The sequence below is a fragment of the Nostoc sp. KVJ3 genome, from assembly GCF_026127265.1.
Taxonomy (GTDB): domain Bacteria; phylum Cyanobacteriota; class Cyanobacteriia; order Cyanobacteriales; family Nostocaceae; genus Nostoc.
Genome location: NZ_WWFG01000001.1, coordinates 2,465,165 through 2,481,344 on the forward strand (window position 1 = coordinate 2,465,165; position 16,180 = coordinate 2,481,344).

Sequence of the window (16,180 nt, forward strand, 5' to 3'; positions counted from 1 at the left end):
TTGACAAACAAAGCTCTCATCAGATTCAATCACAGAATCGTTGAGATCGGTATAAAGATTGTTTGAGTAGTAACTCCAGGGTTGAAAGTTAGGGTATTTGTAACTGCGGTGTAATCACTACCAGCGATCGCAGTACCATCACTCGTATTGTAATCGACCTACCACTATTACCTTCATCCACACTCTCTGTAAAAGCTGCAATGGCGTAATTAACATCACTAGGAGGAGCAAAATTAGGGCCTCCAATAAAATTAGGTATTGTAGGGGAGCCAGTGCGTTGCGGTGAATCCAGTGCCGTAGGCGACTGGTGAACCCGAAGGGAGGTTCCCTCCGTTGTAGCAACTGGCGTTGTGTTAGAACGAAGTTCGTAACACACCATTATCAAGGGTTTGGTGCCGTACTCTCCGTGCTAACACACCCTACGGATTTTTCTCCAAATCAAACCGGATTCCTATATGATTCCTATATTATTAAAAAATGTTTAGGAAATCGTTAATAGGAAGTTGCTTAAATGGATGAATTTAGCAAAAATTTAAAATACAAAACCATGAACTACGTTGGAATGATTGCAAAGTTTCCATTGGGTGTTCATGAACTCAAGTCTTTTATTACTCCTGAAAACCATCTGTTCGTTCTCAGTCACATGGGAATCCCAGCCATTGATATCGAACAATGGAAGTTAAAAGTTTCGGGATTAGTAGAGCAAAATCTTGAGTTGTCATATCAGAATTTACTGAATCTGGAATATCGAGAATTAACTGTTTTTCACCAATGTTCAGGTAATCCGCTTGAACCTAAAGTGCCGACAAGAACCATTAGTAATGTTACATGGGGTGGAGTTTCGCTGAGAGAAATCCTTAATCAATTGCAAGTTAAATCGTCAGCCCGTTATGTCTGGTTTGTAGGAACTGATTATGGTATTTACGAGGGAGTTTCTAGCGATTCATATATTAAAGATATTCCGATCGCAAAAGCATTAGATAATGATGTGCTTCTGGCGTACAAGCTGAACGGTGAATTTCTGTCAGCAGAGCGGGGTTTTCCTTTGCGGCTGGTGGTTCCAGGCTACTATGGCACTAACTTTGTCAAGTGGCTCTCACATATTTATGTCACAGATCGGCGATCGCCAGGAACCTTTACAACAACCTTCTATAATGAGCAAGTTGGAGGCGATGATGCAACCTTAAAACCTGTTTGGGAAGTTGCACCAGAATCTGCGATCGTTTATCCTTGTCAAAATGAGGTGTTATATCTTCAAGCTCAAACACATTGGGGTTGGGCATGGGCATGTAACGGCATCCAGTCAGTAGATGTTAGTACCGATGGTGGCATCACCTGGCAAGCCGCTGAAGTTGAAGCACGGTTGCAATATGCATGGCAACGATTTACCTTTCAATGGACTCCACTAACGCCAGGAAAATATAGCTTAATGAGCCGAGCCACTGACTACGATGGAGTAATTCAACCGATTCAGGGAGAGCGTAATGCTATTTATACAGTAGCAGTGACTGTTAAAGAAGCCACGAATTAATTCATAAAGTGGTATTATTATAGTAATATAATATGTGCGCTAATATTTTCCTCAATTCACGGCATTTGAATATAAAATAGATACTCAAATGTTTGAATGAATATCTGGAGAGGTGTCCGAGCGGTTCATGGTGACGCACTCGAAATGCGTTTTGGGGAAACCCAACGGGGGTTCGAATCCCCCCCTCTCCGTTTTAAAATATTCTTAAAAGAGCGGTTAGATGTAGCGACCTGCAATGCTAATTGCTCAGACCTGCAATCAAGACATATCTGTGCCAGGATTAAGGCTCTTGGCAACTTTTGGCGATAATGAAAGGTTAGGCGCTTTAAAACAGAAGCCAGAAGGCAGAATGGTTTTAAGATTTTGCCTGTCGTCGTAGAACTTGTGACAAAGACTCAGACCTGACTTGAAGACAAGATTGTAATGTAGAGGTTCTGTAAGAGTGTTCCAAAAAATAAATGATCCAAAACCAATTAGCTGAAACGCTTTGGAATTGCATCAAAAGGTTGAGCTAATGGGTGGTTTGCGAGTAATATTACCCTTGCCACACGGACTGGAACAGAAACTTATGTAAGAGACTTGGCAATCAAGTTACTCAAGCAAGGGCATACACCTATTGTTTACTGCACACATCTGGGTACATCAACTCAAACAGATTCCATAGTAGAAGAACTTCGTGTAGCTACAGTTCCGGTGGTAGATAACCTAGATGCAGTAGGAGCAGTCCCGGACATTATTCACGGACATCATCACCCAGGGACGATGACAGCTATGTTGCATTTTCCAGAAGTACCTGGGATATTTTTTTGTCATGATTGGCTGGCGTGGCACGATCATCCACCTTTACTTCCTCGCATTCAATACTATGTTGGCGTTGATTACACTTGTCGCGATCGCTTAATATTTAGGCATGGTATTTCAGAAGATCGTGTTCGGGTTATCTATAATTCCGTTGACTTAGACAATTCTCTGCCAAAATTTCCCAAACGGGCACTAGTATTTAGCAACCAGGCTAGCGAACACACATATCTACGAGCAGTCCAACAAGCATGTACTCGTACAGGTATTGATTTAGATGTAATTGGAGCGAGTGTAGGCAATGTCTGCATTCACCCAGAAAAGGTTCTTGGCAACTACGATCTGGTTTTTGCAAAAGCAAGATGTGCTTTAGAAGCAATGGCGGTTGGTTGTGCAGTGATTCTCTGTGACTACAGGGGTGCTGGCTCAATGGTGACAGCATCGGAAATGAGCCAACTTAGACGCTTCAATTTTGGCATTCGCACACTCCAAGAACCTGTGCATCCAGATGTGCTAGTTAGAGAAATTACTCGATATGACTCTGACGATGCTGCTGAGGTTTCTCGGCGAATACGTGAAACAACTGGACTTAATGCCACAGTCAACGAGATTGTGGCTCTGTATCGAGAAGCAATCGCCAGTCATCAGGCAAAACTTATAGACTCCAAAGTAGAGGCAAAAGCTGTCTCAGGTTATTTATATAGGTGGATACCTCGATATGGAGAATACGAACAGTTGCAAGCCAGCTTTTCTCACTTGCAGACTGAATCTGAACGACAACAAGCTGAATATAGCCAATTACAAATTGAGTTTCAACAACTTCAGCTAAAGGTTAATCAATTGCAAGCAGAAAATGGACAAATAAAAGAACAGTCTGCTCAACTGCAAGCTGAACGTCAACGTTTACAGACTGAGGTTACTGCTCTTTACAACTCTACAATGCAGCTACGTCAACGTTTGCTCAAGCTGCCAATTCTAGGTAGAATAGTTCTTTTCTTGTATCGATTAGTTACAGGTCGATTAGCACTTTAACCAACATTTTTGGCAAAGGCAGCATTTAACTCGGTATGGGGATTCATTTTGTAAATTCCGAAAAACGGCGAGTCACAAGATATCGGTTGTATGAGTTAGCTATATATGTAATTTAGGGAACTATATATTTAGCTTCCTTGGGGATGCTAGTTAACCCGATTCAAGTAATAGGATACAAAATGTCATATATAGCCTACTTACGTTCGATTAAAAATGAACTCCAGAGAACTGGTAAAACTCAAAAAAGTCTACGTGTCAAAACTATCATAGAACAGTTTAGCTACCAGCGTAGAAGTCAATCATTCATAGATAATTTTAATAATGCTCTTGATGAATTGGGACTTTGTGCAAATCCTTGCTTGGATTTGTATATACCGTTAGATACAAAGATAGCTATTTCTATTAAAGGTGTAGATCCAATCAATAAAGTAGCTGAATCAATTTCAGTTAAACTACAGGAGGCAATTTCAGTCAAACATGATTTTTTCTACTACTTATTTGATTTTGGTTCTGAACAAGAATATGAACGATTCCAAGCATGTTTAGATTCTCACCAGCCAGTAGGTATTTTTTTGATTCCCCAAGTAGAAGATTTCTTCTCTGATATTGTTGTCAAAATCTTTAATTATGAATTAATTAGAAAATATCAATATGGCGGTTATAACATAATGCCTAAAGCTGCCAATAGGAAAATTCCTACAAGTATTGTCTCGGAAGATAAAGAATGTGAAAATGAACAAGAAAATCCTATCTCTGATGCTAGTATTTTTCAGTTTTATCGCTCAACTATGACCAGTATTATACTTGGCAATACTGGTTTAGAGTTGCTTGATTCGGAAAAATTCGACCAGCAGTTTGAACAAATATCTCTATATGCCAATAAATATAATTCTGAACAGTTTTTTATTTTATTTCATTGTCCATCAGTATTAGAAATTCAAGCTCATCAACAAGAAGATGCTTTAGGATATTTGGTGGATAGAGTTGCTAGTAAAATTCCTTTTACTTTTACTCTCAGATGTAAATACCCAAACGAAGCCTCTATTGAACATAAAGAAGAAGTATACGCCCATTTTCGTCTATTACTAGAACTTCCATATTATGAAATTGAGGAAGATGATGCATCTTTGCAAGATTATTTTCTAGATTTACAAAAAGCTCAAATACAGGCTGAATCACAGTTATTACTGAAGATAAAACCCGAACATTTCTACAGTCTGAAGTGGCAGCAGGAAAGTAAAGAATATATCTATCTCAAATATTTTGCTATTAAAACATTAGAAAGCCTAGGATATGAATTGTCTAATATCGGCTGTGAAGTTGAGTTGACTTCCAGGGATGAGGAAACAACAGATGAAGATACATCAGATGATGATGGAGAGTACCAAAGCGAAATCATAGAAGTCTATGTAAAAAATCAGGTAGTGGTTGAGATAGAAACTCTCAAATACCAAGAATTTCAGGATAATAATCTCTTTTTAGATCCATTGAAAAGAGTTTTGAGAAAATCAAAAGTATGGCCAAATAAACTAGAAAGCCTTTGGTTAGTAATTCCCGGTTTTGAGATTGCGCGCAACTATTACCAACTCAAAAAAGCTAAGGAAATATTAGAATATAAGTTGTCTGGATATTATGGCGATTGCTTCCAGGTTGTAATCATGGCTCCTGATTATGAAAAGCACCAATTAGTACCAGTATCATTTGATTCTATAGACTATCCATCTTTTAAGTATGGGGTTAAAAAACCTAGTTTAGTACAAGCATATCCAGTCACTAACCGCATCACGGAATTTAAGCTTGATTTTAGTCAAGTAAAGGGGCTAAAGGAAGAAAAAGAAAAACTAAATAAACTTCTCAAGTTGCAATCTAAGGGATACAAGGGTTCAATTGGCGGAATTCTTTTCTATGGATTACCGGGATGCGGAAAAACTCTACTAGCAAATGCCTTTGCTAATGAGTCTGGAAGATATTTTTTTAAGTTCTCTCCTGCCGATATTATCAGTGTTTGGATAGGTCAAAGTCAAAAGAATATTCGAGATATCTTTGCTCAAGCTAAGAAAAAAGCTCCTTCACTTTTATTCATTGATGAGTTAGACAGTATTGGGTTTAATCGTAACGAAGACAACGCACATACAGACCAAAAAGCAACTATTAATCAATTACTCATAGAACTAAATAATCTTCAAAATAGTGACGTAATTGTAATTGCTGCTACTAATTATTTGAGTGGTATTGATAGTGCTTTAAAACGCTCTGGTAGGTTAGATTGGAAAATTCCTATTTTTCCACCTGCCCAAGTAGAAAGAATAGATTTATTCAAACACTACCTGTCAAAAATTGATATAAGTCAGTTAGTTAACTTTGAAATTCTGGCAGAGAAAAGTGTGAGATTTACTTCATCAGATATTGAGTTAGTTTGTCGGGAAGTTAGAAATGCCATTCTTCTAGAAGAAATAAGTTCAGCTTTAACAACTTCAGATGTGATTACTTACATAAATAATCTGCAAGATGGCGGCTTAAGTCTGAATCAAGAACAAGTCAATGAATTTTTGCAAGAGTGTCAGACAATGAGTGTCAAGAACCCTAAGTTAGAAACTCTAAAATTAGAATGGGCTTTGCATTAGCAATAACCTCATAAAAATAGCGATCGCTTCTTTTTACAGCACATAAAGAGATCGCAAATTTATACTCAGAAGTAATTTGCTGAAGGCAAGAAAGATTGCTTAATTCATTGCTTTAATTTGCTGATTAGCTTCATTCTACACCTTCAGTATTGCTTGCTTTAATAGTTGTTGTGCCAACAATTGTGGCTGGCTTTTCTAAAAAATTTTCCGATAGCAATTTAGTCAATGCATCGGGGTGTAGTTGCCAGTTTAATAATCCTGATAACCCCATCACGAAGCCAAATATTGTTGGTATCAAGGCAGCGTAGAATAACCATTTTTTCTGAGATAGAGATGTTATGGCAAATAGTGAGACAGAAAGCGATAAGGAGGCATCAGCTAGATCAAACTGATCGTCATGGTAATTAAGTTGGTCGTAGGTTGTTTGATCTTTTTCGGCGATTACCTTCTGTTCCTGCTTTTTCTGGTCTTCTTTATCAACAATTACTTGATAAGCGGCAATCTGTTTTTCATATTCAGCCTTCACAGCAGAAGACTGAGAAACAGATTCCAATTTGAGTTGAGTGAGGTTGGCTTTAGCTATTTCCTCACGAACATTACGAGCTTGGTATAATGCCCAATCGTCAATTTTATTTGCTTGAGCTTGCTGCATTGCCTGAACTAGATTATCGTCTTTGATTTTGCAGATCCCCATAAAGGTTGCAATCAAGGCAACCGCAATTGCAACGGCACTATTTACACGACCTTTGCGTTTTTCGCGCTTCAGTGACGTTTCGACCTCATCTTTTTCATCTTCAACCAAATCCATCGGATTTATGTCCATATTGTAATTCCAATTTCACTTAAATATCAAACAAGGGTTTCAATGTAAACCACCTTCAATTTTACTTCTTTAATTAACAAGTACACTCCACCAAGCTAAAGCATACAGTTATGGGCTTGGACAGAGCAAGACAATCAAGCGGTGGGTTTACTTTGTCTGCGTACGCTCGATGCAGCATGGATAAAATGCGATCGCTGGAAAGCCATACCATCAGTTTGTGATTCAATTGCGTTCTGAAAGCGATCGCTTCCAAGTTGTGTAAGACAAGATGCAAGAGTATATCCCGACTTCTTAATGAATCTGACTCACTAGCTTAAGGGTTCAATCAACCGACGTTTGACGGCTTCGCTTAACGCAGTGGCTTTTCTTAAAAGTCCTTCTTGATAAACCTGCATCAGGGTTTGCAGCTTTAAACGTTCGTCTTCAGTAAGAAAAGAATAAATTTAAAGGCATGAGAGTTTGAAGCATAGATTATGGGCAAACTAACCTAGTGGTCAAATAGCCTATACATCACTAGGAAAATACTATAATGCACGAACCCATCAATTACAAATCTATCAATCTTGATCAATTAAGAGAGCAATCTGCTAACCACCACTCTAAAATACCCTTCCAGCATCAAATTGAGGCATTTGAAGCTCTCAGTAAAACATTTAAATTTGGCAGTGAAAAACCGGGTAGTGGAATTTTAGTACTTCCTACAGGTGCTGGCAAGACATTTACGGCTACCAGATGGTTATCTGACCATGTAATCCCTAAAAATATTAAGATCCTTTGGTTAGCTCCTTCATTTTACCTGTTGGATCAAGCATTCGCTACCTTTTATAATAGTGCTAGGGATATTCCAGAGCCGAAGAAAACGTTAAATATTCGGTGCGTTTCTAGTAATCCTTCTCATGCCAAAGCCTCATCTATACAACTGACTGATGATATTGTCATAATGACAATACAAACAGCCATCAATAATTTACATACTAATGCTCTAGACAACTCTGGTAAAAACTTTGAGACAGCTTTCAGAAAATTTATTGATAGTTGTAGAGAAACAGGACTTTTTGTAGTAGTTGATGAAGCTCACCATTCACCAGCCTATGGTTGCAGAAACTTATTAATTGGTGAAAAAGATTCTGCTTTAGGACTTCGAGGTTTATTTCCACAATTAAATCTGCTTGGTCTAACAGCTACACCGACGTATAACGATAAAGCTAGGAGAGGTTGGCTTTGGAAAATATTTGAGAATGAAATTATTTATGAAGCTAAAAAAGAAAGTTTGATATCACAAGGAGTTTTGGCTAGACCTAACTATATTGAAGTGGCAACTGGAAAAGAATTAGAAGTTGATGATAAATTATACGATCGGCTAGTTAAGCAACATCAAGACCTCCCAGAATCAATTATTGAAAAACTTGCGAGTGATAAACAGAGAAACAATTTTATTGTACACACTTATGTATTAAATAAAGATACTTATGGGAAAACCATTATCTTTGCTGATCGTTGGTTTCAATGCGTCTATATCAAAGATAAGCTTCTTGAAAAGGGTATTAAAGTAGACGCAATTTATTCACATATAGATGCCGATCCCGGCTCTGCTGACGCACGAAACAAACGTACTCAAAGTGATAATCAAAGGATTCTGGATGAATTTAAGAATGGTAAGCTTGATGTTTTAATCAATGTAAGAATGTTAACAGAAGGGGCTGACGTTCCTAGCGTTCAGACTGTATTTATTACTCGCCAAACAACAAGCTCTATCTTGATGACTCAAATGATTGGTAGAGCATTACGGGGCGAAAAAGTAGGAGGTAGTGCTGAGGCGAATGTTGTTCTATTCTTCGATGACTGGAAACGTTTAGTTGATTGGGCTAACCCAAAAGATGGCGATACTATAGATAAACCAAAACTCTGTGTAAAAGGATATCATCCATTTGAATATATTTCTATTCGTCTAGTTGAGGAATTATCAAAGTCAATTGAGAGTGGTGGAGATTATCAAATAGTATTCTCAAAAATATGCCCTATTGGTTGGTATAAAACTGAAATTGTGTATGCTGACGTTGACAATAAACATGAATCAATGGAATCATTTACTGAATTTGTCATGGTATATGAACATACAAAATCAAAATTTGATTCATTTATTCTCTTTATTCGTTCTACAAACTTATTAGATGAATGGTCTAAAGAATATCTTGATGATAAATGGATGCAGTCTCAAGTCCAACAATGGATAAGTGACGGGTTTGAACGCAAAACTGACAATATTGGTGAAAAGCTTGATTCAGATTTAATTAAGATCGTTCGCCACATTGCTCAAAATCAATCTGTACCTATATACCATCCATTTGAGGAAAGAGAACTGTATGACTTAGATAAAATTGCTTATAAAGTAATTGATCTTCCATCTCGCTTAAAATACGAATATTTAAGCAAGGAGTTTTCTCAACCAGAAACATTGTGGAAAGTTTTTTACAAAAGCTTGATTCGATTTGAAACAGCCGTTGACGCAGCAATTAGAAACATTATTAATCCTAAGCCTGAAGGTGAAACAACTTCACATGTGATTCTTACACTAGAAAGAGGAGTCAAAGAACTAAACGAAGTAGAAAAAGAAGAAGTTAAAAAACGAGACGGGTATGCTTGTCTCTGTTGTGGAGTCAATACCAAAGGTAAATTACAAATCGATCATATTAAACCGTTTTCTATGGGTGGTGAAACATCTAAAGAAAACTCACAAACTCTGTGTGTTACTTGCAATAGATGTAAAGGCCAGAATGAAATTGATTTTCGGTGTAATACAACAAAATTGATTAATCCAAAAAATCTTGATTTATCATTTACATCAGAAGGTGAAAAGGCTATAAAAGCTCTAACAAGAGTAGTTAACTTCTTTTACCATTGCAAAGCAGTTTCCAAAATTGATTGGGAGGTATATACTTACACTTACAATATATATTTGTACCCTAGTAACAATCCTAAATGGTTGCTTCCACATAAAGCAGAACTTCTTAAATTAATTAAAAATAAGCTTGGTTGTCATGCTGAATACATCAATGTTAGTACGATGAAATAAAATTACTAATTTGAAATTAGTATTGACTAGACTCATCAAAAATCGGGACTGAGAAATAAATCTCAGTCCCGATAAAAAAGCGGGCTAACCGCTATTTATATGGTTAACCCGTGCAGCTTTGGGAACGCGCAGAGAAATTGTTATTGCAATACCAACTTCACATTGGCGTTTTGCAAACCGCGCTGTTTTACTTCAGCCAAAGTTTTGTTAACAGCATACTTTTGGTTGATTGAGTTGATCAACTCGGTTTGGTTGTGCTTCTTAGCAACGCCCCACAAGTCAGCAATTAGGTCAAAAGAACCATCGCTGTTGCGAGACCAGCCGAGGTCATATTCGCCATCTAACATAGCAACGATGTCAGAACGGACGCGCTGACCGTTATAACCACGGACATCAGCTTCAGTCTTTACGCTGATACCGAGGTCGCGCAAAGAAGCTTTGAGGATTTCGGCATCGGTGATCTTGGTACGCAGGGTGCTAAAGTGAGACATTTGGGTTTCCTCCAATGAGAAGATTGAGAAAAACGACAACGGTTTGTTTCGGGCGAAGCCGCTCTTAGCAGGATGCGGCTTTTTCTTATAACTGCTAGCATTGGGAGCTAGCCTTTCCCCCTGGGATGGCAGAGGAAAGCTTTTAAAACTCCATTCGCTGATATTCAGCTACGGAGGATGCTGCGGGGCGGGCGCGCTGTCTGGCCCAATCTCTCAGAGCCGTTACTTGTTCTTGCATCGTTCGAGACAGCGGCAATGTTGCCTTCAGTGCAGCAATAATATCTAGTTGGGTGAACTCCCGATCTTGGGCAAAAGCTTCATACATTGCCGCAACGATCGCTTGCTCAACTTCTGCCCCAGAAAAGCCGTCAGACATCTTGGCTAGTTGCTCAAGATCGAATCGAGAGATGTCTTCACGGCGCTTGGTCAGATGAATATTAAAAATCTGTTGCCGTTCTTCCGGTGTTGGCAGATCGACAAAGAAAATTTCATCAAAGCGTCCTTTCCTCAAGAACTCGCCAGGTAAGCGTTCTACTCGGTTGGCGGTTGCCATCACGAACACTGGTGATTTCTTATCTTGCATCCATGTGAGGAAGGAGCCGAAGATTCTACTTGATGTCCCCCCATCAGAATCGGAAGAACCTCCACTACCAGCAAAAGATTTATCCAATTCATCGATAAACAAAATCGCTGGGGAAATAGATTCTGCTGTTTTCAGGGCGTTTCGCAAGTTTGCTTCACTTCGTCCCACCATTGAGCCGTCGTAAACTCGCCCCATATCTAACCGCAACAGTGGTAAACCCCACAGCCGGGAAGTAGTTTTAGCAATTAATGACTTACCGCAACCGGGAACTCCGAGAATTAACATCCCCTTTGGTTGAGGCAAACCATACTCTCTCGCTCTTTCTGTAAAAGCGTTAGAGCGTTGCTTGAGCCATCTTTTTAACTCTTCTAAGCCACCTACTGCATCAATGGTTTCATCTTCTTCGATGTATTCTAAGATGCCATTGCGCCGAATTAGTTGCTTTTTCTCAGATAAAACGATATCTACTTCATCTTCCGTCAAACGCCCTGTAGTTACCTGCGCCTTTCGGTAGACTTTCTCAGCTTCATCTTTAGTTAGACCTAAAGCCGCTCTGAGAAGCTTTTCTCTAGCTTCTGTTGTCAACCGCCGACCACGATTTTGGTCTACGTGCTGAGTCAGTACTTTATTCAACTCTGCCATATCTGGCAGTGTAAAGTCGATAACAACAACTTCTTTTTCCAACTCTATAGGCACTTGTTGCATGGGAGACATCAAAATGATGTTCTTTTGCGTACCTTTAAAGCTAGCGATCGCATCTCGTAACGATCTATTTGTTGCTGGCGCATCAATAAAGGGGTGTAAATCTTTAAGAATAAATATACTTGGCTCTTTCTGCCGGATTATCCACTCAATGGCCGCCTCTGGAGACACGGTATTATGTTGGGTAACATTCCGGGGTTGACCATATTCCACAATCCCGTGTGTTACTGTCCAAATAAATACTCGGCGCTGGGGCTTTAACAACTGGGCGATGGTGGAAACGGCTTGCTCGGCCCGCTCTTCCTCGGAGGTCACAAGGTAGATTAAAGGGTATTGAGCTTGAATTAGGATATTGAGCTCTTCTTTCATACTTCGACCTACTTGAGACCTTATAGAGACAGTAGAGACATTGCTGCTGGTAAAGACAACCAAATCATGAATATCTATCTAGCAAGGAACTAACTCTTCCTCGCCCTTGGGATTGGTTTCATCTTCATCCATCTCATCAATAGAAAGATGCTCTTGACCAACTACTCCTGGTTGATTGCCCAAAGTAACCAGTTCCCCATCACGTAAGACTAATGAGCTATCACAGGTTGGGCATGAATAAACTCTATGAGTCCGCCCAAAAGAAGAGTCTTCTAACTCGTCCACCAATTCTGAATGAGACAGGTAAAAACCAAGGGCACGTTCGGCAAGTTCTGACATTGGTTCAGAATCGACTGCTGAACGAATCTTCAGTTTTCTGTGCAACTCTGGCGATAAATACAAAGTGACCTTTTGCTTTGTTTGCGTTTGCATATAACTCTTTAACGGTCTTACCCGGGTATGTATATCAACTTATCGGTTCTTCTATTGGTTGTCAAGACAGTAAAACGTTTTAACGCTACTTTTGTTACATTTGTTTACAAATGAGGCTGAAATGCTGTTTATTGAGTGATAAATCCCTCACGACAAACCTCTGAGAATTAATCAGGGTTGAGGAATCAAATCCTGAAACCTGAATGGGAATTAGCGATCGCTAATTAATGATTGCCTGATTTGGCTTACTTTTTAACTATTTGGAGTGTAAGCGGATTAAAGTTAAACACCTTGCCGGTTGTAAACAACTGATATCCACAGGAAATGCCAGCGAATGACACTAGCATCGAAAAAAGAGACACAGAGCCGATGACAACACCGCTGGTGATGAATAGAGCAATTCCGATGCCAATCAACACCCATCCGAGTTTGCGATTATCGCGCCCACCCCAATTTAAAGCTACTACACCTCCCATACACAGCAAAATCCCAGGTGTGCTGCGTAAGTAGACGCTTACATAAATACTTGTACTTAAAAATGTAATGCCAGCTAGGATTAGTCCTAAACCAATAAGCTTACTAGCAAAGATTACTTGTTCCTCTTCTTTACTGGTGGTAGGCGCTGTAATTTTCGTTGGCGCGGAGTTTGGTGTAGGATTTTTTGCGGTAGATGCATAGTGCTGCTGCACCCTAAACATAAAAGTTATTTTGTCTCCCTGCCCAAGGGAAACTCTGTCTCCTGGATGCAGTGGACAAAAAACTTGAGGTTGAAGTTTCGCACCGTTAATGTATGTACCATTAGAACTGCCCAAATCGGTAATATGGTATTCGTCCCCATTCACCCAAATTTGGGCGTGGATGCGAGATGCCACATCTGAATCTGGTAAGCCAGAAATATCAATATCTGGTGGTTTTTGGTCGTTTGGCTTACCAATGCAAATTACAGAAAGATTTGGTGGAAATTGCAAAGATGTGTTGCTTTGGAAGTGAAAAAGCTCCAAAGTTGGTTCGCCTGTCTGAGATGCACTGGACATAAATTGTGTGATAAAGCACTCTTTATAAGCTTCTCTACTGAGGAGTCAAAAGAGAATGGTAAATATCCTGAAAGAATATTTAATTTTTAATGAGCGCTCTTTCAGTGCAAGGTATCGATCTGAGTTTCTGGTATTTCTATAAAATCAGTGACTTTGGCAAAATGTGTAATGTAAATGGCTACTGCTAATAAAATCTGTAGTTTGCGGCGAAGAATTTATCGGTTTACCGCCAGTGTTAGTGGGGTTATTGCCCTGTTAGTAATTCTGTGGGGTTGTACTGCAAATGATTTTAACGCTGGAGCGATCGCATGGAAAACTTACAAGAACTCTCGTTATGGCTTTGAATTTCCATATCCGAGTAACTGGACTTCTTCAGCAGCCCCAGCAAATGGTGATGGAATTGCGTTTATTTTACCACAGGATAACTCAGTGGAAATTCGGGGGTGGGCAAGTCATGAGTTCCCAAATTCGATTGTTACAGAGCAAGAGCCGTTAAAAAAGATAAAATCCAACTTTCAAACCGCCCAAGGACTATCTGGGGTAATGGTTGTAGAAGTTGATAAAGATATAGGTTCAATGACATTGACACTAACTCAGAGTCAAGTAAAATACTGTTGGCAGGGACGAAGCAAGAGCCAAAAATTTCAAGATTATTATCATTTGTTTTATTACATTGCCCACCAGTATCGGATTTCAAAATCTTAATGGGGCATTGGGCATTGGGTATGGTGTATTAATTCTTCTCCCCCTACCTCCCTCGCCTCCCCTCCCTCGCTTCCCCAGATGCCTAAATCTAAAATTTCCGCCAGAATGATGATTGAGAGGGGACAAAAACCTGGTAGATTTAGCTATCAGCGAGTAAAAACTGGTGAAGATGAAAGTCCTGGTTATTGGCGGTGATGGATATTGCGGTTGGGCAACTGCTCTTTACCTTTCCAATCGAGGTTATGAAGTTGGAATTTTAGATAGTTTGGTGCGGCGGCACTGGGATACTGAACTAGGTGTTGAAACTCTCACTCCGATCGCACTAATTCAACAACGTCTCCAGCGCTGGCAAGATTTGACGGGTAAATCTATCGATTTGTTCATCGGCGATATTACAAATTACGAATTTCTCAGCAAAACATTACATCAATTTCAGCCAAATGCCCTAGTGCATTTTGGCGAACAGCGTTCAGCCCCATTTTCCATGATTGACCGAGAACATGCAGTTCTCACCCAAGTCAATAATGTAGTTGGGACGTTGAACTTGTTGTACGCCATGCGGGAAGATTTCCCGGACTGTCATTTGGTGAAGTTGGGAACTATGGGTGAATACGGTACACCCAACATCGACATTGAAGAAGGGTATATCACCATTGAACACAATGGCCGCAAGGATACCTTACCTTATCCTAAGCAGCCCGGTTCGATGTACCATTTAAGCAAAGTCCATGATAGTCATAACATTCACTTTGCTTGCCGGATTTGGGGATTGCGGGCAACTGATTTAAATCAGGGTGTAGTTTATGGTGTCTTAACCGAAGAAACGGGGATGGACGAACTATTGATTAATCGGCTGGATTACGATGGTGTGTTTGGGACTGCACTGAACCGCTTTTGTATTCAAGCTGCGATCGCACACCCCTTAACTGTCTATGGTAAAGGTGGACAGACTCGCGGGTTTTTGGATATTCGGGATACAGTACGATGTGTGGAATTAGCGATCGCTAATCCTGCCCAAGCTGGCGAATTCCGCGTATTTAACCAATTTACCGAACAATTCAGCGTCGGTGAATTGGCATTAATGGTGAAAAATGCTGGTAACGCTATGGGATTGAAAGTAGAAATCAATCACTTAGATAATCCCAGAGTTGAGAAAGAAGAACATTACTTCAACGCTAAAAACACTAAATTGCTCGATTTAGGTTTACAGCCTCACTTGCTTTCTGATTCTCTACTCGATTCTCTGTTAAACTTCGCCATTAAGTATCAGAAACGAGTCGATCATAAGCAAATTCTGCCGAAAGTGTCTTGGCACAGAAATTAGGATAAGCTCTGCGTGCGGCTGATAACAGAACCTTATTTAACTCAAGTTAGTAATTGGCCAAAAAATGGTCGTCATATCTTAGCACAATATGACGACCATTCAATTGTTGTTTATCAGGCATATCGTCCTGCTATTGGTAGTTTCGCCGCCACCTACGGTTATTTTGGTGGTGAGTTCAGTTTTGACCGCATGAGTTGGATCAAACCTAACTTCCTCTGGATGATGTATCGTTCTGGATGGGGTACAGAAAATGGTCAAGAGGTGGTGTTAGCTATTTGGCTTAAGCGTTCGGCTTTTGAAGAAATTTTAGCGGCGGCTGTTCATTCCAGCTACGTTCCAGAACTTTATCCTGATAAAAGTGGATGGCAAAGCGCATTGAAGCGATCGCAAGTCCGCCTACAATGGGATCCAGACCATCACCCAACTGGGACAAAATTAGAACGACGCGCTATTCAGTTAGGGTTACGTGGTCAAGTTCTGGCTGCTTACGCCAAAGATTGGATTCTCAATATTGAGGACATCTCAGACTTTGTAGAAAAACAGCGCCAAAACATTAAATCTGATTGTGCAGAGTTGATTACACCACAAGAGAAAGTCTATTCTGTGTTTGATAGAGAAACGCAAGCAAAGCTGGGATTATCTGCCTGGACTGAATAGTT

Annotated in this window: 14 protein-coding genes and 1 tRNA gene; 8 read left to right on the forward strand and 7 right to left on the reverse strand. The window is 39.7% G+C overall.

Annotated elements, in window-relative coordinates; all coding sequences use genetic code 11:
• Positions 1-29 precede the first annotated feature (29 nt).
• Both GTQ43_RS41735 and GTQ43_RS09760 read right to left on the reverse strand, forming a co-directional pair.
• Positions 30-128 (reverse strand): hypothetical protein, encoded by a 99-nt coding sequence (locus GTQ43_RS41735; RefSeq protein ID WP_414859116.1) that lies wholly within the window; start codon positions 126-128, stop codon positions 30-32.
• On the reverse strand, positions 89-379 hold the full coding sequence (locus GTQ43_RS09760) for a hypothetical protein (RefSeq protein WP_265272421.1): 291 nt from the start codon (positions 377-379) through the stop codon (positions 89-91). Before GTQ43_RS09760 ends, GTQ43_RS41735 begins: the two co-directional genes overlap by 40 nt.
• A 132-nt stretch (positions 380-511) precedes the next feature.
• Here GTQ43_RS09760 and GTQ43_RS09765 point away from each other — a divergent pair, with 132 nt between their 5' ends.
• The 4 genes from GTQ43_RS09765 to GTQ43_RS09780 all read left to right on the forward strand — a co-directional run bounded on the left by GTQ43_RS09765 (position 512) and on the right by GTQ43_RS09780 (position 5,985).
• Positions 512-1,531: a molybdopterin-dependent oxidoreductase gene (locus tag GTQ43_RS09765; protein WP_265272422.1), complete on the forward strand. Its 1,020-nt coding sequence runs from the start codon at positions 512-514 to the stop codon at positions 1,529-1,531.
• Positions 1,532-1,637: 106 nt separating this feature from the next.
• Positions 1,638-1,722, forward strand: a tRNA-Ser gene (locus GTQ43_RS09770).
• Positions 1,723-2,065: 343 nt separating this feature from the next.
• The gene (locus tag GTQ43_RS09775) at positions 2,066-3,361 is read left to right on the forward strand and encodes a glycosyltransferase (protein WP_265273720.1); all 1,296 of its coding nucleotides are present in this window, start codon (positions 2,066-2,068) and stop codon (positions 3,359-3,361) included.
• 179 nt (positions 3,362-3,540) lie between these two features.
• Positions 3,541-5,985 carry an AAA family ATPase gene (locus tag GTQ43_RS09780; protein ID WP_265272423.1) on the forward strand — a complete coding sequence of 815 codons (2,445 nt, stop codon included), beginning with the start codon at positions 3,541-3,543 and terminating at the stop codon, positions 5,983-5,985.
• Between the two features lie 130 nt (positions 5,986-6,115).
• Here the strand turns inward: GTQ43_RS09780 and GTQ43_RS09785 are convergent, their stop codons facing one another.
• Positions 6,116-6,808, reverse strand: coding sequence for a DUF4337 domain-containing protein (locus GTQ43_RS09785; protein ID WP_265272424.1), 693 nt, complete (start codon positions 6,806-6,808; stop codon positions 6,116-6,118).
• 529 nt (positions 6,809-7,337) lie between these two features.
• On the opposite strand from GTQ43_RS09785, the gene GTQ43_RS09790 reads away from it, so the two are divergent.
• The gene (locus tag GTQ43_RS09790; RefSeq protein ID WP_265272425.1) at positions 7,338-9,881 is read left to right on the forward strand and encodes a DEAD/DEAH box helicase family protein; all 2,544 of its coding nucleotides are present in this window, start codon (positions 7,338-7,340) and stop codon (positions 9,879-9,881) included.
• Positions 9,882-10,021: 140 nt separating this feature from the next.
• On the opposite strand, the gene GTQ43_RS09795 is transcribed toward GTQ43_RS09790, so the two are convergent.
• The 4 genes from GTQ43_RS09795 to GTQ43_RS09810 form a co-directional block, all read right to left on the reverse strand.
• Positions 10,022-10,372: a DUF1257 domain-containing protein gene (locus GTQ43_RS09795; RefSeq protein WP_012407317.1), complete on the reverse strand. Its 351-nt coding sequence runs from the start codon at positions 10,370-10,372 to the stop codon at positions 10,022-10,024.
• Positions 10,373-10,514: 142 nt separating this feature from the next.
• The gene (locus tag GTQ43_RS09800; RefSeq protein WP_265272426.1) at positions 10,515-12,026 is read right to left on the reverse strand and encodes an AAA family ATPase; all 1,512 of its coding nucleotides are present in this window, start codon (positions 12,024-12,026) and stop codon (positions 10,515-10,517) included.
• 78 nt (positions 12,027-12,104) lie between these two features.
• Positions 12,105-12,458 carry a hypothetical protein gene (locus GTQ43_RS09805; protein WP_265272427.1) on the reverse strand — a complete coding sequence of 118 codons (354 nt, stop codon included), beginning with the start codon at positions 12,456-12,458 and terminating at the stop codon, positions 12,105-12,107.
• Between the two features lie 245 nt (positions 12,459-12,703).
• Positions 12,704-13,492: an FHA domain-containing protein gene (locus GTQ43_RS09810; protein WP_265272428.1), complete on the reverse strand. Its 789-nt coding sequence runs from the start codon at positions 13,490-13,492 to the stop codon at positions 12,704-12,706.
• 174 nt (positions 13,493-13,666) lie between these two features.
• Here GTQ43_RS09810 and GTQ43_RS09815 point away from each other — a divergent pair, with 174 nt between their 5' ends.
• The 3 genes from GTQ43_RS09815 (at position 13,667) to GTQ43_RS09825 (ending at position 16,178) form a co-directional block, all read left to right on the forward strand.
• A complete protein-coding gene (locus GTQ43_RS09815; RefSeq protein WP_265272429.1) occupies positions 13,667-14,197 on the forward strand; it encodes a hypothetical protein in 531 nt (176 codons plus the stop codon).
• Positions 14,198-14,366: 169 nt separating this feature from the next.
• The gene (locus GTQ43_RS09820) at positions 14,367-15,521 is read left to right on the forward strand and encodes an NAD-dependent epimerase/dehydratase family protein (protein WP_104900483.1); all 1,155 of its coding nucleotides are present in this window, start codon (positions 14,367-14,369) and stop codon (positions 15,519-15,521) included.
• Positions 15,522-15,533: 12 nt separating this feature from the next.
• Positions 15,534-16,178 (forward strand): DUF4291 domain-containing protein, encoded by a 645-nt coding sequence (locus GTQ43_RS09825; protein ID WP_265272430.1) that lies wholly within the window; start codon positions 15,534-15,536, stop codon positions 16,176-16,178.
• The last annotated feature ends 2 nt before the right edge of the window (positions 16,179-16,180 follow it).